This is a genomic window from Rhodococcus sp. NPDC003322, from assembly GCF_053589555.1.
In genome coordinates, this window is sequence record NZ_JBSFSC010000004.1 from 377,684 (window position 1) to 401,294 (window position 23,611).

Annotated in this window: 25 protein-coding genes; 13 read left to right on the forward strand and 12 right to left on the reverse strand. The window is 69.9% G+C overall.

What is annotated here, in order from left to right; genetic code table 11:
- Positions 1 to 193: 193 nt before the first annotated feature.
- On the forward strand, positions 194 to 526 hold the full coding sequence (locus tag ACWDUM_RS18065; RefSeq protein ID WP_450112835.1) for an oxidoreductase: 333 nt from the start codon (positions 194 to 196) through the stop codon (positions 524 to 526).
- 59 nt (positions 527 to 585) lie between these two features.
- Here ACWDUM_RS18065 and ACWDUM_RS18070 read toward each other — a convergent pair whose 3' ends face one another.
- A complete protein-coding gene (locus ACWDUM_RS18070; RefSeq protein WP_450135002.1) occupies positions 586 to 2,100 on the reverse strand; it encodes a leucyl aminopeptidase in 1,515 nt (504 codons plus the stop codon).
- A gap of 140 nt (positions 2,101 to 2,240) precedes the next feature.
- Here ACWDUM_RS18070 and gcvT point away from each other — a divergent pair, with 140 nt between their 5' ends.
- Both gcvT and ACWDUM_RS18080 read left to right on the forward strand, forming a co-directional pair.
- Positions 2,241 to 3,335, forward strand: a complete 1,095-nt coding sequence (gene gcvT, locus ACWDUM_RS18075) for a glycine cleavage system aminomethyltransferase GcvT (RefSeq protein ID WP_450135003.1) — start codon at positions 2,241 to 2,243, stop codon at positions 3,333 to 3,335.
- A gap of 85 nt (positions 3,336 to 3,420) precedes the next feature.
- A complete protein-coding gene (locus tag ACWDUM_RS18080; protein WP_450112838.1) occupies positions 3,421 to 4,524 on the forward strand; it encodes a branched-chain amino acid aminotransferase in 1,104 nt (367 codons plus the stop codon).
- Positions 4,525 to 4,743: 219 nt separating this feature from the next.
- Here the strand turns inward: ACWDUM_RS18080 and ACWDUM_RS18085 are convergent, their stop codons facing one another.
- The gene (locus ACWDUM_RS18085) at positions 4,744 to 5,622 is read right to left on the reverse strand and encodes a sigma-70 family RNA polymerase sigma factor (protein WP_450135004.1); all 879 of its coding nucleotides are present in this window, start codon (positions 5,620 to 5,622) and stop codon (positions 4,744 to 4,746) included.
- 130 nt (positions 5,623 to 5,752) lie between these two features.
- Here ACWDUM_RS18085 and ACWDUM_RS18090 point away from each other — a divergent pair, with 130 nt between their 5' ends.
- On the forward strand, positions 5,753 to 6,382 hold the full coding sequence (locus tag ACWDUM_RS18090) for a peroxiredoxin-like family protein (RefSeq protein WP_450135005.1): 630 nt from the start codon (positions 5,753 to 5,755) through the stop codon (positions 6,380 to 6,382).
- Here ACWDUM_RS18090 and ACWDUM_RS18095 read toward each other — a convergent pair.
- Genes ACWDUM_RS18095 through ACWDUM_RS18110 form a run of 4 tightly spaced genes read right to left on the reverse strand, consistent with a single transcriptional unit; the run spans position 6,345 to position 9,808 of the window.
- Positions 6,345 to 7,103, reverse strand: a complete 759-nt coding sequence (locus ACWDUM_RS18095; protein WP_450135006.1) for an adenosylcobinamide-GDP ribazoletransferase — start codon at positions 7,101 to 7,103, stop codon at positions 6,345 to 6,347. The genes ACWDUM_RS18090 and ACWDUM_RS18095 overlap by 38 nt on opposite strands.
- Before the next feature lie 5 nt (positions 7,104 to 7,108).
- Positions 7,109 to 8,245, reverse strand: a complete 1,137-nt coding sequence (gene cobT, locus ACWDUM_RS18100; protein WP_450135007.1) for a nicotinate-nucleotide--dimethylbenzimidazole phosphoribosyltransferase — start codon at positions 8,243 to 8,245, stop codon at positions 7,109 to 7,111.
- A gap of 42 nt (positions 8,246 to 8,287) precedes the next feature.
- Positions 8,288 to 8,830, reverse strand: coding sequence for a bifunctional adenosylcobinamide kinase/adenosylcobinamide-phosphate guanylyltransferase (locus ACWDUM_RS18105; protein ID WP_450135008.1), 543 nt, complete (start codon positions 8,828 to 8,830; stop codon positions 8,288 to 8,290).
- A 3-nt stretch (positions 8,831 to 8,833) separates the two neighbouring features.
- Positions 8,834 to 9,808, reverse strand: coding sequence for a helix-turn-helix domain-containing protein (locus ACWDUM_RS18110; protein ID WP_450135009.1), 975 nt, complete (start codon positions 9,806 to 9,808; stop codon positions 8,834 to 8,836).
- Positions 9,809 to 9,892: 84 nt separating this feature from the next.
- Here ACWDUM_RS18110 and ACWDUM_RS18115 point away from each other — a divergent pair, with 84 nt between their 5' ends.
- Positions 9,893 to 10,099, forward strand: a complete 207-nt coding sequence (locus ACWDUM_RS18115) for a hypothetical protein (protein ID WP_450135010.1) — start codon at positions 9,893 to 9,895, stop codon at positions 10,097 to 10,099.
- A gap of 89 nt (positions 10,100 to 10,188) precedes the next feature.
- Positions 10,189 to 10,503 (forward strand): hypothetical protein, encoded by a 315-nt coding sequence (locus tag ACWDUM_RS18120; RefSeq protein WP_450135011.1) that lies wholly within the window; start codon positions 10,189 to 10,191, stop codon positions 10,501 to 10,503.
- Between the two features lie 83 nt (positions 10,504 to 10,586).
- Here the strand turns inward: ACWDUM_RS18120 and ACWDUM_RS18125 are convergent, their stop codons facing one another.
- On the reverse strand, positions 10,587 to 11,252 hold the full coding sequence (locus tag ACWDUM_RS18125) for a DUF3043 domain-containing protein (protein WP_450112848.1): 666 nt from the start codon (positions 11,250 to 11,252) through the stop codon (positions 10,587 to 10,589).
- Between the two features lie 82 nt (positions 11,253 to 11,334).
- Here ACWDUM_RS18125 and ACWDUM_RS18130 point away from each other — a divergent pair, with 82 nt between their 5' ends.
- The 3 genes from ACWDUM_RS18130 to ACWDUM_RS18140 all read left to right on the forward strand — a co-directional run bounded on the left by ACWDUM_RS18130 (position 11,335) and on the right by ACWDUM_RS18140 (position 14,034).
- On the forward strand, positions 11,335 to 12,468 hold the full coding sequence (locus ACWDUM_RS18130; RefSeq protein WP_450135012.1) for a glycerate kinase family protein: 1,134 nt from the start codon (positions 11,335 to 11,337) through the stop codon (positions 12,466 to 12,468).
- A gap of 61 nt (positions 12,469 to 12,529) precedes the next feature.
- Complete coding sequence (locus ACWDUM_RS18135) at positions 12,530 to 12,913, forward strand: HesB/IscA family protein (RefSeq protein ID WP_450112850.1); 384 nt, start codon at positions 12,530 to 12,532, stop codon at positions 12,911 to 12,913.
- A 155-nt stretch (positions 12,914 to 13,068) separates the two neighbouring features.
- Positions 13,069 to 14,034 carry a carbohydrate kinase family protein gene (locus tag ACWDUM_RS18140; protein WP_450117251.1) on the forward strand — a complete coding sequence of 322 codons (966 nt, stop codon included), beginning with the start codon at positions 13,069 to 13,071 and terminating at the stop codon, positions 14,032 to 14,034.
- Between the two features lie 89 nt (positions 14,035 to 14,123).
- On the opposite strand, the gene asnB is transcribed toward ACWDUM_RS18140, so the two are convergent.
- Complete coding sequence (asnB, locus tag ACWDUM_RS18145; protein WP_450135013.1) at positions 14,124 to 16,049, reverse strand: asparagine synthase (glutamine-hydrolyzing); 1,926 nt, start codon at positions 16,047 to 16,049, stop codon at positions 14,124 to 14,126.
- Positions 16,050 to 16,264: 215 nt separating this feature from the next.
- On the opposite strand from asnB, the gene ctaC reads away from it, so the two are divergent.
- The 4 genes from ctaC (at position 16,265) to ACWDUM_RS18165 (ending at position 19,077) form a co-directional block, all read left to right on the forward strand.
- Entirely contained in the window at positions 16,265 to 17,335 is a 1,071-nt protein-coding gene (gene ctaC, locus ACWDUM_RS18150; RefSeq protein WP_450117253.1) for an aa3-type cytochrome oxidase subunit II, read from the forward strand.
- 72 nt (positions 17,336 to 17,407) lie between these two features.
- Entirely contained in the window at positions 17,408 to 17,824 is a 417-nt protein-coding gene (locus ACWDUM_RS18155; protein ID WP_450117254.1) for a cytochrome c oxidase subunit 4, read from the forward strand.
- 183 nt (positions 17,825 to 18,007) lie between these two features.
- The gene (locus ACWDUM_RS18160; protein ID WP_450135014.1) at positions 18,008 to 18,628 is read left to right on the forward strand and encodes a DUF1109 domain-containing protein; all 621 of its coding nucleotides are present in this window, start codon (positions 18,008 to 18,010) and stop codon (positions 18,626 to 18,628) included.
- 221 nt (positions 18,629 to 18,849) lie between these two features.
- Entirely contained in the window at positions 18,850 to 19,077 is a 228-nt protein-coding gene (locus tag ACWDUM_RS18165) for a sigma factor-like helix-turn-helix DNA-binding protein (RefSeq protein ID WP_450135015.1), read from the forward strand.
- 99 nt (positions 19,078 to 19,176) lie between these two features.
- Here the strand turns inward: ACWDUM_RS18165 and qcrB are convergent, their stop codons facing one another.
- From qcrB to ctaE, 4 genes are all read right to left on the reverse strand, one after another.
- Complete coding sequence (qcrB, locus tag ACWDUM_RS18170) at positions 19,177 to 20,844, reverse strand: cytochrome bc1 complex cytochrome b subunit (RefSeq protein WP_450135016.1); 1,668 nt, start codon at positions 20,842 to 20,844, stop codon at positions 19,177 to 19,179.
- Positions 20,841 to 21,977, reverse strand: a complete 1,137-nt coding sequence (gene qcrA / locus ACWDUM_RS18175) for a cytochrome bc1 complex Rieske iron-sulfur subunit (RefSeq protein ID WP_450116076.1) — start codon at positions 21,975 to 21,977, stop codon at positions 20,841 to 20,843. The genes qcrB and qcrA overlap by 4 nt, the downstream gene beginning before the upstream one ends.
- Positions 21,974 to 22,825, reverse strand: coding sequence for a cytochrome bc1 complex diheme cytochrome c subunit (gene qcrC, locus ACWDUM_RS18180; RefSeq protein WP_450116077.1), 852 nt, complete (start codon positions 22,823 to 22,825; stop codon positions 21,974 to 21,976). The genes qcrA and qcrC overlap by 4 nt, the downstream gene beginning before the upstream one ends.
- A 63-nt stretch (positions 22,826 to 22,888) precedes the next feature.
- Positions 22,889 to 23,500 carry an aa3-type cytochrome oxidase subunit III gene (gene ctaE / locus ACWDUM_RS18185; protein ID WP_450116078.1) on the reverse strand — a complete coding sequence of 204 codons (612 nt, stop codon included), beginning with the start codon at positions 23,498 to 23,500 and terminating at the stop codon, positions 22,889 to 22,891.
- Between the last annotated feature and the right edge of the window lie 111 nt (positions 23,501 to 23,611).

Sequence of the window (23,611 nt, forward strand, 5' to 3'; positions counted from 1 at the left end):
CGCGGGGTCGGTGGCGGTGGACGAGCCAATCGACCGGGCGGCCACGCGGCGGTGCACGTTCATCCTTGCATTGATCGATTTCCGGCGTCCCCTGAGGGGCTTGTCACATCGTCCTCACGAACCTCACAGCAATCGCTGGCAGACTGCAATGTCCAGGATGTGTCGATGTCGGCCAGGTGACGAGGTGAGGGCCATGGGACTGCGCGAGATGTTCGGGCGCAGGCGCGGGCGGGACGAGCGCACCAGCGGTGCCGATGCCCGCCATCTGGCGGACTGGGCGCGCACCCATGTGGGGGTGGAAGCGTTCGTCGAGCCGCGCACCACCGTCACCCCGGTGACGGTGGTGCTGGTCGCGGCCGACGGGCAGTGGACCCGTCGCGCGGTCGGCGGCGAGCGTGGGGCGCGCAAGCTCGGTGAGGACCTGCGCATCCCCGTCTACGACGTGCGCAAGACCGGCTATCCGCAGCGGATGCGCGACCACGACGCTCGGCAGAGAATCCTGCGCAACCGCGCCCGCGAGGCCTGACGGCTCGTGCGCGGTTCGTGGGTGTGTGGACCCGCAAACCGCGCACGAGCGCGAAGCGCCTAGCCGTTGGCGGCGATGTCCTCGAGGACGCTGATCATCGTGCGGACCGGGACGCCGGTGCCGCCCTTCGGCGTGTAGCCGAACGGGCCTCCGGTGTTGTAGGCCGGGCCGGCGACGTCGATGTGCGCCCACTGCACGCCCTCGGACACGAACTCCTTCAGGTAGGTGGCCGCGACGAGCATGCCGCCCCACCGGTTGTTGGTGACGTTCATCAGGTCCGCGACCTTGGAGTTCAGGTCGCCGCGCAGCTCACGCGGCAGCGGCATCGCCCAGGCGTTCTCGCCGATCTCCTGGGAGATGCGGGCGACCCGGTCCCGGAACTCGTCGGTGCCCATCACGCCGGGGGTGCGGGTGCCGAGCGCGACCATCTGTGCGCCGGTCAGGGTCGCGGTGTCGATCAGGTAGTCCGGGTTCTGTTCGCATGCCTTGACCATCGCGTCGGCGAGGATCAGCCGGCCCTCGGCGTCGGTGTTGATCACCTCGACCGTGGTGCCGCCGTACTGGGTCAGCACGTCGCCGGGGCGCTGCGCGGTGGCGGACGGCATGTTCTCGGCCATCGGCGCATAGGCGTCGACGCCGACCTTCAGGCCCAGCTTCGCGGCCAGGACCGCGGTGGCGATGACGGCCGCGGCGCCGCCCATGTCGGAGGTCATGTTTTCCATGCCTGCGGCCGGCTTGATGGAGATGCCGCCGGTGTCGAACGTGATGCCCTTGCCGACCAGTGCCACCTTCTTCACGCCGCGACCGGCGGGGCTGTGGGTGAGCCGGACCAGCCGGGGCTGACGCGAGGAACCCTTGCCGACGCCGAGGATGCCGCCGTAGCCGCCCTTCTCGAGGGCCTTCTCGTCGAGGACCTGGACCTTGAGCCCGGCGGCGGTGCCGAGTGCCTTGGCGCGGGCGGCGAACTCCTCCGGGTACAGGTGGCTCGGCGGGGTGTTGACGAATTCGCGGGCGACGGCGACGGCCTCGGCGATCGCGGCGGAGCGGGCCAGTTCGTTCTTCGCGGCGGCGGTCCGCGGGGAGGACACCAGCAACTCGACCCGGCCGAGGGGCTGCTTGTCGGCACCGGGCGCGGACTTCGCCTTGAAACCGGTGAACGTGTAGGCGCCCAGGTAGAAGCCCTCTGCGGCGGCACCCAGGTCGAGTCCCGACAGGGTGGTCGCGGCGACCGCGACGCCGGTGAGCGCGCGGGCCGCGGCGCCCGCGGACTGGCGGATCTGCTCGGCGTCCACGTCGTCCGCAGAGCCGAGACCCACGGCGACGACGCTCGCCACCGACAGTCCGGCCGGCGCCGGAATGCGGGTGATCTCCTCGGCCTTGCCGGTCGCTCCCACCGCGACGAGCCCGGCGAGAACCGCTTCGGCCGTGGCGTCGTCGAGCACGTCCCCGACGGATGCCTCGGGTCCGTCCGGCCCTGTGGTCAATCCGATGACGAGGACGTCGACGCGCTTGGCGATCGAGCCGGCGAGAACGAGCTCCGGGCCGAGCGGTGTATCGGACTTGGCAGGGCTCACATCTACTCCTGGGGTGTGAAGGATTGCGTTGTCGGCAACTGTAGTTCGCGCCGTCCGAGTGAGTGCGACGTGTGCGGGGTCGGCCTCGGCCTTCGTTCGCGGCGGGTCGGCCCGCGCCGCGTCGGCTAGCGTGATGCCCCATGAGCGAACTCCGGCAGGGCCCACTCCACGCGATGCACACCGAACTCGGCGCCACCTTCGCGCCGTTCGGCGGTTGGGAGATGCCGGTGTCCTACACCGGAGTCGTCGCCGAGCACACCGCGGTCCGGGAGACGGTCGGGGTGTTCGACGTCAGCCACCTCGGCAAGGCATCGGTCGTGGGCCCCGGGGCGGCCGCGTTCGTGAACGACTGCCTGACAAACGATCTCGCCAAGATCGGTCCCGGCAAGGCGCAGTACACCCTGTGTGCCAACGAGACCGGCGGTGTCGTCGACGACCTGATCGCCTACTACGTCTCCGAGGACGAGGTGTTCCTGGTGCCCAACGCCGCGAACACCGCGGCCGTGGTCGCCGCGCTGGTGGCGCAGGCGCCGGACGGAATCGCCGTCACGGACCTGCACCGGAACTTCGGTGTCCTCGCGGTGCAGGGACCGAGGTCCACGGAAATTCTTGCCGCGCTTGGGCTTCCGTCGGACATGGACTACATGGCCTTCGCGGACGCGACTTTCGAGGGTGCACCGGTGCGGGTGTGCCGCACCGGTTACACCGGCGAGCACGGCTACGAACTGCTGCCGTCCTGGGACGGCACCGAGGCGGTGTTCCGGGCGCTGGTGACCGCGGTGCGGGCCGCCGGTGGCGAGGTCGCCGGGCTCGGCGCCCGCGACACCCTGCGCACCGAGGCGGGCTACCCGCTGCACGGGCACGAGCTGTCCACCGAGATCTCCCCTCTGGAAGCACGCTGTGGCTGGGCGATCGGGTGGCGCAAGCCGCGGTTCTGGGGTCGTGACGTGCTGCTCGCGCAGAAGGAAGCCGGGCCCGCCCGCACCATGTGGGGGATCCGCGCCCTCGACCGCGGGGTGCTGCGGCAGGGGCAGTCGGTCCTCCGCGACGGCGCCACGGTCGGCGAGACCACGTCGGGCACCTTCTCGCCGACACTGAAGGTGGGCATCGCGCTGGCACTGCTCGACACGTCGGCCGGGCTCGCGGCGGGCGACGAGGTGACGGTCGACGTGCGTGGCCGGGCGCTGCGGTGCGAGGTCGTCGCGCCGCCGTTCGTGCCGTTGCACACGCGCTGACGCAAACCACGGGCGGCGGGCAGGGAAGCACGAAAATCCGTGGTCGCGCAATGTCGTGCACGACGCGTTCGCTAGGATTCTGCGCATGACTGGTGTCCAAGACTTCACGCGCGTTCCGCATCCCTCACCTGCCTCGGAGCAGGAGCGCGCGCGAGTACTGGCCGCCCCCGGATTCGGGAAGTACTTCACCGATCACATGGTCACCATCGACTACAGCGACGAGCAGGGCTGGCACAACGCCACCGTGCAGCCGTACGCGCCGTTGCAGATGGACCCCGCGACGATGGTGCTGCACTACGGTCAGGCGATCTTCGAGGGTCTCAAGGCGTACCGCCAGGCGGACGGCTCGATCGCGTCGTTCCGGGTGTCCGCGAACGCCGAGCGGCTGCGCACCTCGGCCCGCCGCATGGCGATGCCGGAGCTGCCCGACGAGCTGTTCCACCGCTCGATCACCGAGCTCCTCGCCGTCGACGGCGACTGGGTTCCAGCCGCGGGCGGCGAGGAGGCGCTGTACCTGCGGCCGTTCATGATCTCCACCGAGATCGGTCTCGGCGTGCGACCGGCGAACAGCTACAAGTACCTGCTGATCGCCTCGCCGGCCGGCGCGTACTTCTCGCAGGGCGTCAAGCCGGTCAGCGTGTGGCTGTCCACCGAGTACGTGCGCGCCGCTCCGGGAGGCACCGGCGCCGCGAAGTTCGCGGGCAACTACGCCGCCTCGCTGGTCGCCCAGGCGCAGGCCGCTGACGAGGGTTGCGACCAGGTCGTCTGGCTCGACGCGATCGAACGCAAGTACGTCGAGGAGATGGGCGGGATGAACCTCTTCTTCGTCTTCGGTTCCGGGTCCGAGGCCCGCCTCGTCACGCCGGAGCTGTCCGGGTCGTTGCTGCCCGGTATCACCCGCAACTCGCTGCTCACCCTCGCCGCGGACGCCGGCTACGCCGTCGAGGAGCGTCGCATCAGCACGGACGAGTGGCGCGAGAAGGCCGCATCCGGTGAGATCACCGAGGTGTTCGCCTGCGGCACCGCCGCGGTCATCACCCCGGTCGGCTCGGTCAAGTCCGCGGCCGGTGAGTTCAGCATCAGCGGTGGGGAGCCGGGTGAGGTCACCATGGCCCTGCGCGACACGCTCACCGGAATCCAGCGCGGCACCTTCGCCGACACCCACGGCTGGATGACCACCCTGGCCTGACGGCTCGAGATCACGTGCCCGGCGGCGCGGCGCTCATGACGAGCGCTGCGCCGCCGAGTGCGTTCACGGCCCGGACGAATCGGTCACGACCATTCGGGGCTCCGACTGCGGTCGCGGCGACGGCCACCTCGATCCGCGCCGAGGACGTCGCCCGTGGTTCCGTCGTACCGGCGCGCACAGTGCCGAGTGAGAACAGTGCCGAGTGAGCGCGACCGCAGCTCAGTCGAGACCGGCGGCGGGGATCCGGGACAGCCGTGCCGGGTCGGCAAGGATGTCGATCTCGACGATCCGGTCGCCGCGGACCGTGACGCCGAACACCGCGAACAGCCGTCCCTGCGCGATCCCGACGATCCCGGCGGCGCCGTTGACCAGCGCGGGGTGCGCGAACCGGGCCAGCCGGGCATAGCCGAGCACCCGCTCCGCGACCGCCGGTGCACCCCGGTCCAGCGCCGACGCCGCTCCGCCCGCGTCGGCGCGCAACACCACATCCGGGTCCAGCACCGTGAGCAGATCCTCGAAGCTGCCGCCTCGCGCCGCGGCGAGGAACGCATCCACCACCGCGCGTTGCCGGGCCCGGTCCGGCGCCGGGGCGGGGACACCCCGGACCCGGCGCCTGGCCCGGCTCGCCAACTGGCGGGCGGCGTCCGGGGTGCGTCGCACCATCGGAGCGATCTCGTCGAAGGGGACCGCGAACATGTCGTGCAGCACGAAGGCGAGGCGCTCCGCGGGAGCGAGCGTGTCGAGGACGACCAGCATCGCCAACCCGACCGAGTCGGCGAGCACCGCCTCGTGTTCGGGTCCGGTGACATCGGGGCGGGTCACCACCGGATCGGGTACGTGCACGCCCCTCGGGTCCTCCGGTCGTGCCCGGCGTGCGGCCAGGATGTTCAGACACACGTGCGCGACGACGGTGGTCAGCCACCCGTCCAGGTTCCGGATCTCGTCGCTGTCGGCGCGGTCGAGGCGCACCCACGCCTCCTGCACGGCGTCCTCGGCCTCGCTCGCCGATCCGAGCATGCGGTAGGCCACCGCCCACAGTCGCGAACGCCGCTCGTCGAACCGCTCGGCGACGTCCACCCGGTGCGCATCGTCGTTCATCGGTCACATTCCTCCGCACTCGCCGGTCACAAGGGATGACCGGGCAAACCCGGTCGATGTGACGGCGATCGGCACCCGGACATCCGGCCCGGTCACCCATCGAATCACGGATAGGGAGGAACACGAGACCATGACCATCAACGACCGTCCCGCCGCACGCGGGACCCACCCGGCACCCGGCGACGTGGTGCCGCCGCGAACCCTGACGACGATCTCCGGTGACCGAATCACCCTGCCCGACCCCGGGGCGCTGACGCACCTGCAGTTCCGGCGCTTCGCAGGCTGCCCGATCTGCAATGTCCACCTGCGGGAGATCGCGCGCCACGTGGACGAGATCGAGGCCGCAGGTGTTCGCGAGATCGCGGTGTTCCACTCCACGGCCGAGGCGATGCGGCCGTACCAGGGGGACCTTCCGTTCGCGGTGGTCGCGGACCCGGACCGGTCGCTGTACCGCGAGTTCGGGATCGAGTCGGCGCCGGGAGCGGTGCTGCATCCGCGCGTGTGGTCCGCGCCGTTGCGCCCCGGGAGCTGGGCCGTCGTGATGCGCGCCGTGCGGGCGGGCGGCGCGATCGGCCCGGGCGGCGAGAGCATCCTCGGTCTGCCCGCGGACCTGCTGCTCGCGCCGGACGGTTCGATCCTCGCCGCCCGGTACGGCAGGCACGCCGCCGACCACTGGTCGGTGGACGAGCTGCTTCGGCTCGCCGCGGCAGCGAATGTACGGCTCAGCCGCCCAGCAGGAACCCGAGGGCCGCGAGGGTGACGGTCAGCTCGATGGCCGCACCGAGGACGTCGCCGGTGACACCTCCGAAGCGGTGGGCGCAGTGCCGGGTCAGCCCGGCTGTCGCGGCGAGGACCGTGGCCACGACGACAGGGCCCTGCCACCACCTGTCCGGGACCGCCGCCGCGGCGGCGACGACCGCGATCACCGTCCACGCCAGGCACACCCAGCGGCTCTGGGTTCCGGCGACGAGCGCGCCGAAACCGGTCGGGGCTGCCGCGGACAGGGCCGGTCGGCAGGTGGTCACGGCCGCCACCCGCCCCACCGCCACCGCGATGACGACCGCTGCCCACTGCCCGGCCTCGGCGAGCGCGCCGAACGAGAGTGCCTGCCCGCCAAGGCAGATCAGCAGCGCGGCCGCACCGAACGGGCCGACGCCGCCGCTGCGCATCACCTCCAGTGCGCGTTCCGGCGGGCCGTAACAGCCCAGGCCGTCGACGGTGTCCGCGAGACCGTCGACATGCATCCCACGCGTCGCCAGCGCCAGGACGGCGACGGCGACCAGCCCGGCGAGCGCCGACGGAACCCAGGCGGCGACCAGCAGCCACGACACCGCCGCCGCGAGCAGGCCGAGCAGTACGCCGACCACCGGCGCCGCGGTGATGGCCCGCCTGCCCGAGGTCCGGTCGATCGGCGGATCGCTCTCGCGGTGCGGGACCGGCAGCACCGTCAACCACGACAGGGCCAACCGCAGTCCGCCCACGTCGGTCAGTCCGTCGTCGCGTCGGCGCCGGTCGCCGGGTCGGCGGGGGAGTCGCCGGCGTCGCGGGTGCTGACACCGGCATCGGCGAACGTCGCCATGTTCGCGAGGGTGGCGACCGCACCCTGCAGCACCGGCAATGCGACCACCGCGCCGGAGCCTTCACCGAGGCGCATGCCCAGGTCGAGGATCGGGTCGAGTTGCAGGTGACGCAGCGCCAGGACGTGCGCCGGTTCGGTGGACCGATGGCCGGCGACCCACCAGTCGCGAGCGCCGGGAGCCAGTTGCTCGGCCACCATCGCCGCCGCGGTCACCACCACGCCGTCCACGATCACCGGGGTGCGACGCACCGCGGCCTGTGCGAGGAATCCGGCCATCGCGGCCAGGTCGGCGCCGCCGCCGATCCGGAGCAACGCCACCGGGTCGGTGACGTCGCGCCGCACCCGGCGCATCGCGTCACGGATCGCGGCGGTCTTGCGGGCCCAGCCGGCGTCGTCGACGCCGGTGCCGCGGCCGACCGCGGCGACCGGCTCGGTGTCGGTGATCGCGGCGATCAGGACGGTCGCCGGGGTGGTGTTGCCGATGCCCATCTCGCCGGCGATCAGCAGGTCCGCGCCGGCGTCGACCTCCTCGTCCGCGAGCGCCCGGCCGGCCGCGATCGCCCGGAGGGTCTCGTCGGCGCTCATTGCGTCCTCGCGGTCGATCGCTCCGCTCGACCGGCGCACCTTGTACCGGGACACGGCGGGGTCGGTGTCGGCGTCGACCGCGATGTCCACCACCCGCACGCCGACGCCGGTGGTCTCGGCGAGCGTGTTGACCGCCGCGCCACCGGCGAGGATGTTGGCGACCATCTGGGCGGTCACCTCCGCCGGGTAGGCGGACACCCCGTGCCGGGCGACGCCGTGGTCGCCGGCGAACACGACCACGCGGGGGCGCTCGAACAGGCGCGGCGGGCACCGGTCCTGGCAGGCGGCCACCCAGCCGGCGAGGGACTCGAGCCGGCCGAGGGAACCGGCGGGCTTGGTCAACTGCCCCTGCCGGGCGTCGGCGGCGGCGCGGGCCGTCACCGACGGTGCGACGACCGGGTCGAACGCGGCCCCCGTCGCGCCTTCGGGCTCGGGTGTGGAGTTCGATTCGGTTGTCACAGTGGACCTTTCATGTCGATGCTGGTCGTGTTCGGCGTCGCGTCACTTCAGGCGCACGGTCAGTCCGGCGATCGCGAGAAACACCTCGTCGCAGACCTGAGCGAGCCGTCCGTTGAGGGCGCCGATCTCGTCCCGGAACAGCCGTCCCGAGCGGGTCTCCGGAACCACGCCGAGCCCGACCTCGGGACTGACGAGTACGAGTGTGCCCGGGTAGCCCGCGACCGCGTCCACCAGGGCGTCGCAGCGGGGGGTGACGGTTCCTCGCGGCGCGTCCCAGGCGTCGGCGTCGTCGAGTTCCGCGGTCAGCCAGGTGCCGAGGTCGTCGACGAGGGTCGCCGGACCGCTCTCACCCAGGATCGCGGAAAGACCGGGTCCGCGGCCGCATTCCACGGTGGTCCAGTGTGCGGGCCTGCGGACGCGATGCTCCGCGATCCGGGCGGTCCAGTCCACGTCGGCAGGGTCGACGCGCGCGGTCGCGACATAGCGGACGTCGCCGCCCGGCATCAGCGACTCCGCGTGTCCGGACTTGCCGGAGCGTGCCCCGCCGAGGACGAGGACGCGGCGCGGTCGGGCGGGGGAGTGCACGCGCTAGACGGTACCAACGCGCATGTCGGCCGCGCCGAAGCGGCGGCGGTAGTCGGCGGGGGCCAGACCGAGTCGGCGGTGGAAGTGGTGGCGCAGCAACGCCGCGGACGAGAAGCCGCACCGGCGGGCGATCTGCTCGAGGCCGTCGTCGCTCTGCTCCAGCAGTTGCTGGGCGAGCAGAACCCGTTGGGCGGTGAGCCATTTGACCGGCGTGCTTCCCGTCTCGGCGGCGAACCGGCGCGCGAAGGTGCGCGAGGACATCGCCGCCCGCGCGGCGAGCGATTCGACCGTGTGCTGCTCGTCGAGATGCTCGGTCATCCAGGACAGCGTCTCCGCGATGCCGTCGGCCGCGCAGACCGGCACCGGTCGTTCGATGAACTGGCGCTGCCCGCCGTCGCGCTGTGGGGCCACGACCATGCGGCGGGCGATCGTGTTGGCGACGGCGGTGCCGAGCTCGCGCCGCACCACGTGCAGGCACGCGTCGATACCGGCGGCGGTACCGGCACTCGTCACGAGCGGGCCCTCGTCGACGAACAGGACGTCGGGATCGACGATCGTTGCGGGGAACGCGCGGGCCAGTTCGTCGGCGTGGCTCCAGTGGGTGGTGCAGGTGCGGCCGTCGAGCAGGCCCGCGGCCCCGGCGAGAAAGCTCCCCGAGCAGACCGTCAGGATCGTCGCGCCGGAGTCGGCGGCCGCGCGGACGGCGTCGATCACGGCGTCGGGGTACCCGCTGTGGTCCGCGAACGCCGGGATCACGACCAGGTCCGCACCGACGAGCCCGTCGAGTCCCCGGGTGGCGGTCAGGGTGACGCCGGGGCTGGTGGTGGTCAGCGGTGCGCCGGGGGTGGCGCCGCACACGCGGAAATCGATGGCCGGCACCCCGAAGGCGGTGCGATCGAGGCCGAACACCTCGCAGACGGTGCCGAACTCGAACATCGAGATGCGGTCGACGACGAGGACCGCGACGGTGGAGAGCACGGGTTCAGTCTATGGCTGGATATTGACGAAGTGGGTCGTTCATGCCACTGGTGGCATGAAGTAGGCGGTCGAACAATTACTGCCATGACCGGATTCCTCGTCATTCTCGGATGTCTCGTCCTCGCCGCCACGTGCGGTGCCCTCGTGCGTCGTCGACGCCGCTCGGTTCTGTCGCCTGTCTCCACGGTCCGACTCCGCCGACCGTTCGGGTCGGCCTCTGTCGACGATCGGGACGCCGTCCGGATCGACGCCGATCTGGCGGTGCTGCGCGGCCGGGCGCCGCACCACTGAGGTGCCGGTCCCGGCCGGCACGCTCGTCGGTGTCGGTCGCACGACGTATCGTCGAAGCCACCCGATGGGGCGGGAAGCAGGTGGGAAGCGTGACATCGATCTTCGAGCGCGCGCAGCGCGCGGTACGGACCACGGCCGTGTACGGCGAGCCGTACGAGACCCCGGACGGCGCGACCGTCATCACCGTGGCGCGGGTGCGGGGCCTGCCCGGCGGCGAAGCCGCGTCGTCGACGCCGGTGGGCGTGTTCGTCGTCCACCAGGGCGAGGTGACCTGGCGTGCCGCAGTCGACGAGTCGCGAATCGCACGCCTGGGCCTGACGATCGGCCTGGTGTCGGCGACGCTCGGAACGTTGGCGGTCCTGCGGCGTCCGCCCTGGCCGGACCTGCGTCGATTCGTCGACTGAGCGAACCAGGACGGCAACGCGGACGGGCGCCGCACTGATGGTGCGACGCCGGTCCGGGAGTGCTGTGGTTGCGCGGGTGGCCGTCAGACGGCGTCGCCGGGCGAGACCTGCGGCTGCGGCGCGCGCATCTTGCGGATCTGTGACGCGCGGACGAAGGCATACCAGCCGAGTTTGAACCCGCCGTCGATGGAATCGGGGTACCGCTCGCGAACCTTGTTGTTGATCTGGCGGCCCATGATCACGCCCTCGACGACCATGAACAGCATCATCACGAACATGCCGAGGGTGACGAAGGCCTGCAGCGACGGGTCGAGGAACATCGCCAGGATCAGCAGCACCGCGAGCGGCATGAACAGGCCGACCAGGTGGCGCCGGGAATCGACGAGGTCGCGGACGTACGCACGCACCGGTCCCTTGTCCCGGGGCAGCAGGTACTTGTCCTCGCCTGCGAGCATCCGCGCGCGGCGGTCGGCGGCGTCGGCGCGACGCTCGGCCGACGCGAGCTTGCGCTCCTCCTTCGAGCCGCGGCTCTCCTTGCGCCGCGCCCGGGCCTCCTTCGACGTCATCGGCGCGGGAGCGACGGGGCCCCGTCGCCTGCCCTCGGCCTCGCGGCGGCTCGGCGTCGGCCGGCCCTTGCCCTCGGTGACGGCGGACGACGTCGGGGTGGTCGGCTCAGGAGTGGTCGACTCGTCGACCCCGTCATCTCCGTTGTCTGGATTGTCGGGGTTTCCTCGGCGCAGCAGTTTCACCCCACCAGGCTACTTGCTGGGCAGGCGAGGTCACGACCTGGCACGTCCGGCGCGCACCGGCACCCCGTCCTATGCTCGCCCGATGCGCGTGCTGATCGCCCCGGATTCGTTCGGCGACACCCTCACCGGCGTCGAGGCCGCCGAGGCCATCGCCGTGGGGTGGGGGCGGGCCCGTCCCGACGACGTGCTCACCGCGGCGCCACGGTCGGACGGTGGCCCCGGCTTCGTGGACGTCCTCGCGGTGCACGGCGGCGAGGTGTGCACCGCGACGGTGTCGGGTCCGCTCACCGCGACCGTCGCCGCCCGCTGGCTCCGGGCCGGGGACGTGGCGTACATCGAATCCGCACAGGCGTGCGGACTGCACCTGCTCGACCCCGATCCCGCCACCGCGGTCGCCGCGCACAGCGCCGGCGTGGGAGAACTGATCGCCCTCGCGGTCGAGGCGGGTGCCCGCACCGTCGTCGTCGGCCTCGGGGGCAGCGGCTGCACGGACGGCGGCCGCGGACTGATCCGGGCACTGGGCGGCACCGACGACGCGGCAGGGTTCGCCGCCGCCCGGTCCCGGCTGGCCGGGATCCGGCTGATCGCGGCCACCGACGTCGAGAACCCCCTGCTCGGACCTCGTGGCGCGGCGGTCGTGTTCGGACCGCAGAAGGGCGCCGACCCGGCGGCGGTGGAGGTGCTCGAGGAGCGCAATGCGGTGTGGGCGCGGGTGCTCGACACGGCGGCGGGCCGCCGGTCGGGTGCGGCGGCGGGCCGCCGGTCGGGTGCGTCGGTGTCCGAGGCGGTCGGGGCGGGGGCGGCCGGTGGGATCGGCGCCGCGCTGCTGGCGCTGGGCGCGGACCGACGCTCCGGCGCCGAGGTCGTCGCGGACGTCACCGACCAGCACGCGCTGCTCGAGGTCGCCGACCTGGTGATCACCGGTGAGGGACGCTTCGACCACCAGTCGCTCGGTGGGAAGGTCGCGGTCGCGCTCGCGCGGGCCGCGCGGGACCGCGGCATCCCGGTGCTGGTCCTGGCCGGGCAGGTGGCTGTCGACGGCGCCGATCCCGACCTCGGCGCACTCGGCCTGGCCGGTGTCCACTCGGTGTCCGAGCACGCCGGGTCCGTGCGGTTGGCCATGACGGATGCCGCCGCGCAGCTCGCGAGCCTGGCGCACAGCGTCGCCTGCGGGTGGGACGAGCGCCCGGCAAGTCGAGGCCAGCGGCGGGAATAGTGCCCCGCGGAGTACGGTTGAAGCGTTCACGGGTTTTGGTACGAGCGAACAGGGAGAGCCCATGACAGTGCAGAACGAGAGCGCAGTGCAGTCCGAGAGCGCCGTGCAGGACGAGGCTGCGCACAAGGTCGTGATGAGCGACGCCGCGGCCGCGAAGGCCAAGGCACTGCTCGACCAGGAGGGTCGCGACGACCTGGCCCTGCGCATCGCCGTCCAGCCCGGTGGCTGCGCCGGACTGCGCTACCAGCTGTTCTTCGACGACCGCAGCCTCGACGGCGACCTCGTCGTCGACTTCGGCGGCGTCAACCTCGCCGTCGACCGGATGAGCGCACCGTACGTCGAGGGCGCCACCATCGACTTCGTCGACACCATCGAGAAGCAGGGCTTCACGATCGACAACCCGAACGCCACGGGCTCCTGCGCCTGCGGCGATTCGTTCAACTGATCGTCCGCACCGACACCTCCGGCGCGGCACCCACACGGGTGCCGCGCCGGAGGCGTGTTCGGGGTCCGGGCCGCGCCGGAGGCGCCCGACGCGCGACGCAGCCGGGTACCGTGATGGCTTTGCACAGTGCACAGTCGAACTGAAAGGTCTCACGCGTGACAATCGCGGTCACCGGTTCCATCGCCACCGATCACCTGATGCGTTTTCCCGGGCGCTTCGCCGACCAGCTGATCGCCGACCAACTCCAGCACATCTCGCTGAGCTTCCTCGTCGACGACCTGGTGGTCCGTCGCGGTGGCGTCGGCGGCAACATCGCCTTCGCGATGGGTGTTCTCGGCGGCTCGCCGCTGCTGGTCGGTGCGGTGGGCGCCGACTTCACCGAGTACCGCGGTTGGCTCGAGCAGCACGGCGTCGACTGCGCCGCGGTCCGGGTGTCGCAGATCGCGCACACCGCCCGGTTCGTGTGCACCACCGACGAGGACATGGCTCAGATCGCATCCTTCTACCCGGGCGCGATGAGTGAGGCCCGCGACATCTCCCTCGCCGACCTGCCCGCAGGCGTCGACCTGGTGCTCGTCGGCGCGAACGATCCCGCCGCGATGGCCCGCCACACCGAGCAGTGCCGCGAACTGGGGCTGCCGTTCGCCGCGGACCCGTCGCAGCAGCTGGCGCGGCTGTCCGGCGCCGAGGCGCGGGAGCTGATCGGCGGCGCGAAGTACCTGTTCACCAACGAGTACGAGTGGGCGCTGCTGCTGCAGAAGACCGAGCTGACCGAGCGGGAGATCGCCGACCAGATCGGGTTGCGGGTCACGACCCTCGGTGCGAAGGGCGTCGAGATCGTCGACCGGGAGGGGAACTTCGTCCGCGTCGGGGTCGTGCCGGAGAAGGCAAAGGTGGATCCGACCGGCGTCGGCGACGCGTTCCGCGCCGGCTTCCTGACCGGTCAGAGCGAGGGTCTGAGCATCGAGCGGTCCGCCCAGCTGGGGTCGCTGGTCGCGGTCCTCGTGCTCGAGACCGTCGGCACGCAGGAGTGGACCCTGGACCGGGACGAGGCCGTCAAGCGTCTCGCCGACGCATACGGGAACACCGCGGCCGAGGAGATCGGTGCGCTGCTGAAGTAAGTCGCCGGGCGCGGCGACCCGGCGTCCGCACGAACCCGAAAGGCCCCGCCCGAAACCCGGGCGGGGCCTTTTCGGTCGGTGTGCGGTGCCTAGACGTGGACCGGGTACACCGGCTCCTGGATCTGCGGCACGATGCGCTTCTCCACGAAGATGCCGTGCCAGACCATGAAGCACAGCACCGTCCACAGGCGGCGGCTGTGGTCCGAGGCGCCGTCCCGGTGCTCGTTCAGCATCGACGCGACCGCGGCCTTGTCGAAGATGTGGTCGGTCTGCGAGTCGGCGATCTGCTGGTGGGCCCAGTCGAACAGCTCGGTGCCGCGCAGCCAGTGCCGCAGCGGAACCGGGAATCCCAGCTTCGCGCGATGCAGCACGTGGGGCGGGACGATGCCCTCGAGCGCCTGGCGCAGCGCGTACTTCGTCGTCTGCTTGGTGATCTTCTGGTCCAGCGGCACCTGCGAGGCGACCTTGAAGACCTCGGTGTCGAGGAACGGCACCCGCAGTTCGAGCGAGTTCGCCATCGTCATCTTGTCGGCCTTGACGAGGATGTCGCCGCGCAGCCAGGTGAACAGGTCCAGGTGCTGCATCCGGGCGACCGGATCCCAGCCCGCCGACTGCGCGTAGATCGGTGCGGTGACGTCCTGGTGTGTCCACTCCGGCCGGAAGTCACGCAGGACGGCCCGCAGCTGCGCGTCGTTGAAGCTGCGCGCGTTGCCGTAGTAGCGCTCCTCGAGGGTCATCGAACCCCGGTTGAGCAGGCTCTTGCCCCGGGTGCCGTCGGGGATCCTCTCCGACAGCTTGCCGGCGGCCCGGCGCAGCGGCTTCGGCAGGTACTCGAAAGGCTTGAGCGACAACGGTTCCCGGTAGATGGTGTATCCGCCGAACAGTTCGTCGGCGCCCTCTCCGGACAGCACCACCTTGACGTGCTTGCGCGCCTCCTTGGCGATGAACCACAGCGGCACCAGGGCCGGGTCGGCGACCGGATCGTCGAGGTACCAGATGATCTCGGGGATCGCCGCCGCGAACTCGGCGGGGGAGACGACCTTGGTCACGTGCCGGGCGCCGATCGCCGCCGCCGACTCGGCGGCGACGTCGATCTCGGAGTAGCCCTCACGCTCGAATCCGGTGGTGAAGGTGATCAGCTTCGGGTTGTGGCGCATCGCCAACGCGGCGATCGCGGTCGAGTCGATGCCGCCGGACAGGAAGGACCCGACCGTCACGTCCGCCCGCATGTGCTTGGCGACCGAGTCCTCGAGCGCCTCCGCGATCTCCCGGTAGCGCGACTGCTCCGAGCCCGGCGTGAACGGCCGGACCGGGAACTGCGGGGTGAAGTAACGGGTGATCCGGGGCTGCTCGCCGGGCCGGATCCAGACGTACGACCCGGACTCGAGCCGCCGGATCCGCGCGTGCAGCGTCTCCGGCTCCGGGACGTACTGCAGCACGGTGTAGTGCTCGGTCGCCCGCGGGTCGAGGTCGGTGTCGATGCCGATCACGTCGGCCAGTTCGAGCAGGCTCTTCTTCTCGCTGCCGAACGCGGTGCCGCCGGCGCCGGTCGCCAGGAAAAGCGGCTTGATGCCGAACGGGTCGCGGGCGACGAACAGCTCCCGCGTCTCGGTGTCCCAGATCGCGAACGCGAACATGCCGCGCAGCCGGCGCACGGCGTCCGCACCCCAGAAGTGGAACGCCGCGACGATGGCTTCGCTGTCTCCCTCGGTGCGGAACGTGGCCTGGTGGTCGCGGGCGAGTTCCTCGCGCAGTTCCAGGTAGTTGTAGATCTCGCCGTTGAAGGTCAGCGCATAGCGGGTCGGATTGTCCTCGGGACCCCAGCGCAGCGGCTGATGGGAGTGTTCGATGTCGATGATCGACAGCCGGTTGAAGCCGAACACGAGGTCGTCGTCGTGCCAGGTTCCGTGCTCATCGGGCCCACGGTGTCGCAGGCAGTGCATCGCGGAGTCGACCCGTGAGACGGCGGCGTCGGTGGTTCCGTCGGAGGTCAGTAGCCCGAGCAGTCCACACACAGCGTCCAGTACCTCAATTCGCTTCGGGGGGAACTCCACACCCGCGTGAACAGGCGTGGAGGGGATTGCAGATTGATTCTGCCGAGTATGCCGCAGACTCGCCGAACCGCCGGGTGTGACCCGAGGGTGGATAGGCGGCGGCTTTGGTCTACGCTGCGTAGTATTCGGGTGTCCCGCTGGGCTGCCCCTATCAATTTTGCGGCGATCAGGAAGGCGTGAACGTGGCGCAGAGTCGGATCCTTCGGCGAGCGGGGCTAGCGGTCTCATTGGGACTGGCCGCCATGCTGCTGTCGGGATGTTCGATCGACAATTCGGTGCTTCGCTTCGGATGGCCGTCGGGCATCACTCCGCAGGCAGAGCGAATGCGCGAACTGTGGACCTGGTCGGTCATCGCGGCCCTGTTCATGGGCGTGATCGTGTGGGGCCTGACGTTCTGGACGGTCATCTTCCACCGGAAGAAGAAGGACTCCCCGGAGTTCCCGCGCCAGACGGCGTACAACGTCCCGCTGGAGTTGCTGTACACGGCGGTGCCGTTCGTCATCATCGCGGTGCTCTTCTACTTCACCGTGGTCGTGCAGAACTACGTCACCGAGAAGAAGGACAACCCGAACGTTGTCGTCGACGTGACCGCCTACCAGTGGAACTGGAAGTTCGGTTACCGCAGCATCGACCTCGGTGACGGCACTGCCAAGTACGACGGCGTCGACAAGGAGGCCCAGGCGGCCGCCGAGGCCCCGCGCGAAGAGCAGGTCATCCACGGGCACGAGGTCCCGGGTCCGCTGGCCGGCAAGAGCGAGCACGACCTGTCGTACCTGCGTTACGACACCATCGAGACCGTCGGGTCCAGCAACGAGATCCCGATCCTGGTGCTGCCGACCGGCAAGCGGATCCAGTTCGATCTCGCCGCCGCCGACGTCATCCACTCGTTCTGGGTTCCGGAGTTCCTGTTCAAGCGGGACGTCATGCCGAACCCGGAGGAGAACCACTCCGACAACGTCTTCCAGATCAGCGAGATCCAGAAGGAAGGCGCGTTCGTCGGCCGTTGCGCCGAGATGTGCGGCACCTACCACGCGATGATGAACTTCGAGGTCCGCGCCGTGAGCCCGGAGAAGTTCGCCAAGTACATCGAGCTGCGCAAGCCGGTGAACGAGGGTGGTCAGGCGCTGTCCACCGCAGAGGCGCTCGCGGAGATCGGTGAGTCGCCGGTCGCGACCTCCACCACCCCGTTCAACACGGAGCGCACCTACCGCCAGGCCACCGAGGTCCTCGAGGGCGAGTACCAGTAAGCCTGCTTCGGCACCCAAGAACATGCGGGGCCTGACGGCCTCCGACGACCTCGCGACAAAGGACGAGCTGATATGAAGATCGAAGCCAAGCTCTTCGAGATGTTGACGGTGTTTTTCGTCTTCATCGCAATCGTGTACGGCATCTTCACCGCCATGTCGAGGACCGGTGTCGAGTGGGCTGGCACCACCGCGCTCGTCCTCACCGCCGGACTGAGCCTGATCATCGGCACCTACTTCCGGTTCGTGGCCCGTCGCCTCGACACCCGCCCGGAGGACTACGAGGAGGCCGAGATCTCGGACGGCGCCGGCGATCTGGGCTTCTTCAGCCCGGGCAGCTTCTGGCCGATCCTGCTCGCCGGTGGAGCCGCTTTCACTGCCGTGTCGCTGGCCTTCTTCCAGCCGTGGCTGATCGTGGTCGGTGCCGTGCTGGTCATCGCGTCCGCTGCCGGCCTGGTGTTCGAGTACCACATCGGGCCTGAGAAGCACTGACGGCGGTGCCGTCGGCCTGAGGGCTGACCGGAGTTTTCGCGCGGAGGGCGCCACACCCGAACGGGTGTGGCGCCCTCCGCGTTTCGGTGTCTCTGTCATACTCTGGCGAAACGTTCACGAACCGGGCATGTCGGGCGGGATGTCCCGTCCGATGCGCATGTCCGTAGGCGATGGGGGAGCGCCATGACACGGACGCCGTCCGTGCGGCCGGGTGCGGACGCGGACGCGGACGCTCGGCCTGCGAAACCACCCGGCCCGATCGTCCTGGCCGTCACGGTGGTCGCGGTCGCCGTACTGGTGTTCCTGTTCGCGGACTGGTGGCCCGGTACCCGGAACCTCACCGTCGCGGACCGCTTGTTCTTCGGTGGTGTCACGGTCCTGGTACTGCTCGTGACGGGCCTGGTGTGGGCGATCAAGACCCTCTACCTCGTCGGTCGGGATCACAGGTGGTCGTGGTGGATCGCCGCCGCTCCTGCGGTGGTCGCCGTCGGCGCCGTGATCGCGTGGTTGCTGCCGGTGGCCGACTTCGACTCGGCCCGAGCACGGTTCGACGCCTACGTGGCCGCGATGCCCGACGACCCGGACTTCACCGCCGAGGGCGTCCGCCTCGGCGGTGTCGAGATCTCCCGGGTGTTCCGGGACCGCGACGGTGCGGTCTACTTCGTCGACGACGACGGCACCTTCCTCTCGGTGTCGTCGGGGTGGGTGTACTCGCCCGCGGGTGCGCCGGCGGGCTACGACGACTTCACGGCCACCGACCTCGGGGGCGGCTGGTACAGCTACACCGCCGTGTGGAGGGACTGACCCACCTGAGGTCGGCGGGTGGCGGTGTGGGGGAGCGGTGGAAAGGATGGCGGCAGGAATCGCCAAGACGCCGGCACGCCGGCGGCGCGTGCGCGCGGGCGTTTCGTGCCCGCGGCTGACTCTCGAACGCTCCGGCCCCACCCGGGACGGGCCTCGTTGTCCCAGTGGTGCGGGACATCGGTCCCTTCCGGTCGGGACGTAGTGTTCGACATCATCGTCTGGTGACGACAAGCGGACCGGCCCACACGATGATCGCCGAGCTCCCCGAGCGCCAGCGTGGGGTGTTGCACCTTCGCGTGATCCGAGGACTCTCGGTTCAGCGCACGGCGGAGATCCTCGGGAGCAGTCCGACCGCGGTGCTCCTGACCCAGCACGAGGCGCTCAACGCGCTGCGCAGGCAACTGGTGACGCCGGGAGCTCCGGACGCGGGCGGGCCACCACATCCGTGATGCGCCGCGGCCGAGGAGACACCGTGCGACGCAGAAACGGGGAAGGCCCCGAACCCGGAATGGGTTCGGGGCCTTCCCCGTTGACTGCGCTGACCGGAATCAGTGCTTGGCGTCGTCCTCGGAGGAGGGGAGGCCGTGCACCTTGTCCTGGTACGCCTTGAGGATCGCGAGCTGCTCGTGCTCCTTCTCGTGATCCGCGGCGACGAGCGCCGTGGCCTCGTCGGCCGGGTCGGCGAACAGCAGGCTGCCGGAGCCGGGCTTGCCGGCGGCACCGAGCTTGTTCATCTTCTTCGGGATCGCCGCGCCCTGGTACTCCAGCGGGATCGGGTGTCCGTGATCGTCCACCGGGCCGAGCGGCTGGTGAACCTCGACGTACTCGCCGTGCGGCAGGCGCTTGATGACGCCGGTCTCGATGCCGTGCTCGAGCACCGCGCGGTCGCTGCGCTGCAGACCCAGGCAGAACCGGTAGGTGACGAAGTAGGCGATCGGGGGCAGCAGCACCATGCCGATACGGCCGATCCACGTCATCGCGTTCAGGGAGATGTCGAACTTGAACGCGATGATGTCGTTGATGCACATGATCGTGAGGATCGCGTAGAAGGTGACGGCCATGACGCCGATACCGGTGCGGACCGGCACGTCACGCGGACGCTGCAGCAGGTTGTGGTGCGCATCGTCCTTGGTGAACTTCTTCTCGATCCACGGGTAGGCGATCAGCACCGCGAACACCAGGCCCATGATCACCGCGACGGCGAACACCGCGGGAACCGTGTAGCGGCCGAACGGGTAGATCTCCCACGCCGGCCACAGTCGGGCCAGGCCGTCCGTCCACATCATGTAGATGTCGGGCTGGCTGCCTGCGGACACCTGCGACGGGTTGTACGGGCCGATGTTCCAGATCGGGTTGATCTGCAGGACGCCACCCATGAGGGCGAGGATGCCGAAGGTGAACGCGAAGAACGCGCCACCCTTGAGGGCGAACACCGGGAGGATGCGGACGCCGACGACGTTGGTCTCGGTGCGACCGGTGCCGGGGAACTGCGTGTGCTTCTGGTACCAGACCAGCGCGAGGTGCGCGCCGATCAGGGCCAGGATGATGCCCGGCACCAGGAGGACGTGCGCGACGTACAGGCGCGGGATGATCAGCGTGCCCGGGAAGTCGCCGTCGAAGATCAGGAACTGCAGCCAGCTGCCCACGATCGGGACCGACAGAGTGATGCCGGACAGGGCGGCGCGGAGGCCGGTGCCGGACAGCAGGTCGTCGGGGAGGGAGTAGCCGAAGAAGCCCTCGAACATCGCCAGGATGAGCAGCAGGCAGCCGATCACCCAGTTCGCCTCACGCGGGCGACGGAACGCGCCGGTGAAGAAGATGCGCAGCAGGTGGATGATGATCGACGCCGCGAACATCAGTGCTGCCCAGTGGTGGATCTGCCGGACGAACAGGCCGCCGCGGACCTCGAACGAGATGTCCAGGGTGGTTGCGTAGGCCCGCGACATCTCGACACCGCGCAGCGGCTGGTAGGCGCCGTTGTAGACGACCTCTGCCATCGACGGGTCGAAGAACAGGGTGAGGTACACACCCGAGATCAGAAGAATGATGAAGCTGTACAGCGCGATCTCGCCGAGCATGAAGGACCAGTGCGTCGGGAAGACCTTGTTGATCTGCTTGCGCATGCCGGCCGCGAGGTGGTACCGCGAGTCCAGGTTCTCGCCCGCCTTCGCGGCGTGCGCTGCGGCCTTCGACGGGCCGCCAGTGATGGTTGTCATGAACGACGCTCCCAAAATCCGGGGCCGAGGGCCTCGACGAAGTCACCGTTGGCGACGAGGAAGCCCTCTTCGTTGACTGTAATCGGCAACTGGGGGAGGGCGCGAGCGGCGGGACCGAAGATCGGCTTACCGAAGTGCAGGGCGTCGAACTGCGACTGGTGGCACGGGCACAGGATCCGGTTGGTCTGCTGCTCGTACAGCGAGGTCGGGCAGCCCAGGTGGGTGCACAGCTTCGAGTAGGCCCAGTAGTCGCCGAAGTTGAAGCTCTCCTGGCCCTTGCGGCGGACGGCGCGGTCGCTGTCCTCGGTGCGCAGGCGGAGCAGCATGACCGGGTTGTCGGCACGCTTGAGGGCGTGCGCGAGCGCCTTCTCGTCACCACGCTCCGACTCGCGGAACGGGAACACCGTCTCCATCGCGCCGGCGTCCATGTCCTCAGGGCGGACCAGGACGATGTCACCGGGACGGCCGGTGTTGCGGCGCAGGTAGATCGTCTCGCCGGGGAACTGCGGGGTCCAGCCCGAGGTCCACAGGTCGGACTTGTCGCCCTTGGCCCACGGGTTCTTGATCAGGCCACCGAGCGGCATGATCGCCATGATGCCGAGCGCGCCGGCACCGAAGCCGAGGCTGCGCTTGATCATCTTGCGGCGACCGATGGTCGAGGTCTCCAGCGAGTCGCCGAGCTCGGCGACGATCGTCTTGCGGTCGACCTCCTGCGAGCCGCCGTCGTGGCGGTCCTGGATCGAGACCTCTTCCGGCACGAACTTCTTGGTGAACAGCACCGCACCGACACCGAGACCGAGGATGGCCAGACCCATGGTCAGGCCGATCAGCGGGGTGTACAGGCTGTACATGCCGTAGCCCTCTTCGCCCATGCCCTTGTACTCCCAGGGCCAGAAGAGGTAGATCGCGATGAACGCGATCGCGGAGATACCGGCGAGCGCGAACCAGTAGGCGACGGCGCGCTCGGCGCGCTTCTCCGCCTTGGTTCCCTCGACCGGCCAGCGCTCACGACGGAACGCGACATCGACCCCGTCGAGGTTGGTGCCCAGCGTGACGAGTTCGTCGCGACTCATCGCGTCGAGCTCCTCCTGGGTGTAGTTCTTCGGCGTATCGCCGTGACCGGCGTCGCTCATGACCTTGCTCCGATCCACAGTGCTGCGCCGACAATGGCAACAATTCCGATGGCCCACATGGCCATGCCCTCCGACGCGGGACCGAAGCCGCCGAGGCCGTAGCCGCCGGGGTTCTTGGTCTCACTCGCGGACTTGATGAAGGCGATGATGTCGCGCTTCTCGTCCGGGCTCAGCTGGCGATCGGAGAACTTGGGCATGTTCTGCGGGCCGGTAACCATCGCCTGGTAGATCTGCTGCTCGTTCGCCGGGTCGAGCGTGGGCGCGAACTTGCCGGACGACAGTGCGCCGCCGCGGCCGGTGAAGTTGTGGCACGAGGCGCAGTTCAGGCGGAACAGCTCGCTGCCGCGGGCGACGTCGTTGCCGCGCAGCGAGGTGGTCGCGATTTCGCCGTTCTCGTCCCGCACGACGGTCGGGCCGCCGCCGTTGGCCTGGATGTACGCACCGAGGGCGTCGGTCTGGGCGGCGTCGAACTTCGGCGCCTTGCGCTCCGCCTGGGCCTCGTTGCGGGCCGCGGGCATACGGCCGGAGGAGACCTGGAAGTACACGGCGGCCTCACCGACACCGATCAGGCTGGGGCCACGGTCCTGCACACCCTGCAGGTTGGCTCCGTGGCAGGTGACACACGAGGTGTCGTACAGCTGCTTGCCCTCGCGGATCAGCGCCGACTGGTCGTCGGACGCGGTCGCGACCTGCGGAGTCGGGGTGAGCGCCGCGGCGAGGAAGCCGGCGCCGACGAGTCCCATCATCAGGATCAGGGCGCCGGTGACACGGCGACGGAACTTGCGCTGACGACGGGCTGTCGTGGCAGTCGCGCTGTCGGCGGCTGCTGAAGGGGGGGATGAACTCATCTGTATCCCTTTGGTCTCGCGGGACGGACTGAACGGACTTGGGCTGGGTACTGCGTTCAGCTTCTAACGGATGAAATAGATGGTGGCGAACAGGCCGATCCACACGATGTCGACGAAGTGCCAGTAGTACGAGACAACGATTGCGGCAGTTGCCTGCGCGGGGGTGAACTTGCTGACCTTGGTTCGCACGATCAGGAAGACGAAGGCGACGAGACCGCCGATGACGTGCAGGCCGTGGAAACCGGTCGTCATGTAGAAGACCGATCCGTAGGCGCTGCTCGACAGGGTCGTGCCGTGCTCCACCAGATGGATGTACTCGTACGCCTGGCCGAGCACGAAGAAGGTGCCCATCGCCAGGGTGAGGATGTACCACCGGCGCAGGCCGAAGACGTCGCCTCGTTCGGCGGCGAAAACGCCCATCTGGCAGGTGAACGACGACGCCACGAGCACCGCGGTGACCGGCACGGCGAGTGCCAGGTTCAACTCCGTGGGCTCCGGCGGCCAGTTGCCGTTCGCCTGCGCGCGCGCGACGAAATACATCGCGAACAAACCAGCGAAGAACATCAACTCGCTGGACAGCCAGACAATGGTGCCGACGCTGACCATGTTCGGCCGGTTCAGCGAGTGCACGCGCTGGGTGATTGCGGATCCTTGGGTCCCTACTGCGCTCGTCACAGAAGGAAGTATGACGCGTTGTCGTACGCGAGGACCACCCGGGTCCGTCATGGGCGCGTCGCCGGCGGTTTCCAGTATGCCCGAGCCCGCGATTGTGCAGGTCGAGGCTCA

What these genes read in the sequence shown, in the direction of transcription:
- ACWDUM_RS18065 (WP_450112835.1), top strand. Translation starts at nt 194, where the DNA reads ATGGGACTGCGCGAGATGTTCGGGCGCAGGCGCGGGCGGGACGAGCGC.
- gcvT (WP_450135003.1), top strand. Translation starts at nt 2,241, where the DNA reads ATGAGCGAACTCCGGCAGGGCCCACTCCACGCGATGCACACCGAACTC.
- ACWDUM_RS18080 (WP_450112838.1), top strand. Translation starts at nt 3,421, where the DNA reads ATGACTGGTGTCCAAGACTTCACGCGCGTTCCGCATCCCTCACCTGCC.
- ACWDUM_RS18085 (WP_450135004.1), bottom strand. Translation starts at nt 5,622, where the DNA reads ATGAACGACGATGCGCACCGGGTGGACGTCGCCGAGCGGTTCGACGAG.
- ACWDUM_RS18090 (WP_450135005.1), top strand. Translation starts at nt 5,753, where the DNA reads ATGACCATCAACGACCGTCCCGCCGCACGCGGGACCCACCCGGCACCC.
- ACWDUM_RS18115 (WP_450135010.1), top strand. Translation starts at nt 9,893, where the DNA reads ATGACCGGATTCCTCGTCATTCTCGGATGTCTCGTCCTCGCCGCCACG.
- ACWDUM_RS18130 (WP_450135012.1), top strand. Translation starts at nt 11,335, where the DNA reads ATGCGCGTGCTGATCGCCCCGGATTCGTTCGGCGACACCCTCACCGGC.
- ACWDUM_RS18135 (WP_450112850.1), top strand. Translation starts at nt 12,530, where the DNA reads ATGACAGTGCAGAACGAGAGCGCAGTGCAGTCCGAGAGCGCCGTGCAG.
- ACWDUM_RS18155 (WP_450117254.1), top strand. Translation starts at nt 17,408, where the DNA reads ATGAAGATCGAAGCCAAGCTCTTCGAGATGTTGACGGTGTTTTTCGTC.
- ACWDUM_RS18160 (WP_450135014.1), top strand. Translation starts at nt 18,008, where the DNA reads ATGACACGGACGCCGTCCGTGCGGCCGGGTGCGGACGCGGACGCGGAC.
- qcrB (WP_450135016.1), bottom strand. Translation starts at nt 20,844, where the DNA reads ATGACAACCATCACTGGCGGCCCGTCGAAGGCCGCAGCGCACGCCGCG.
- qcrA (WP_450116076.1), bottom strand. Translation starts at nt 21,977, where the DNA reads ATGAGCGACGCCGGTCACGGCGATACGCCGAAGAACTACACCCAGGAG.
- qcrC (WP_450116077.1), bottom strand. Translation starts at nt 22,825, where the DNA reads ATGAGTTCATCCCCCCCTTCAGCAGCCGCCGACAGCGCGACTGCCACG.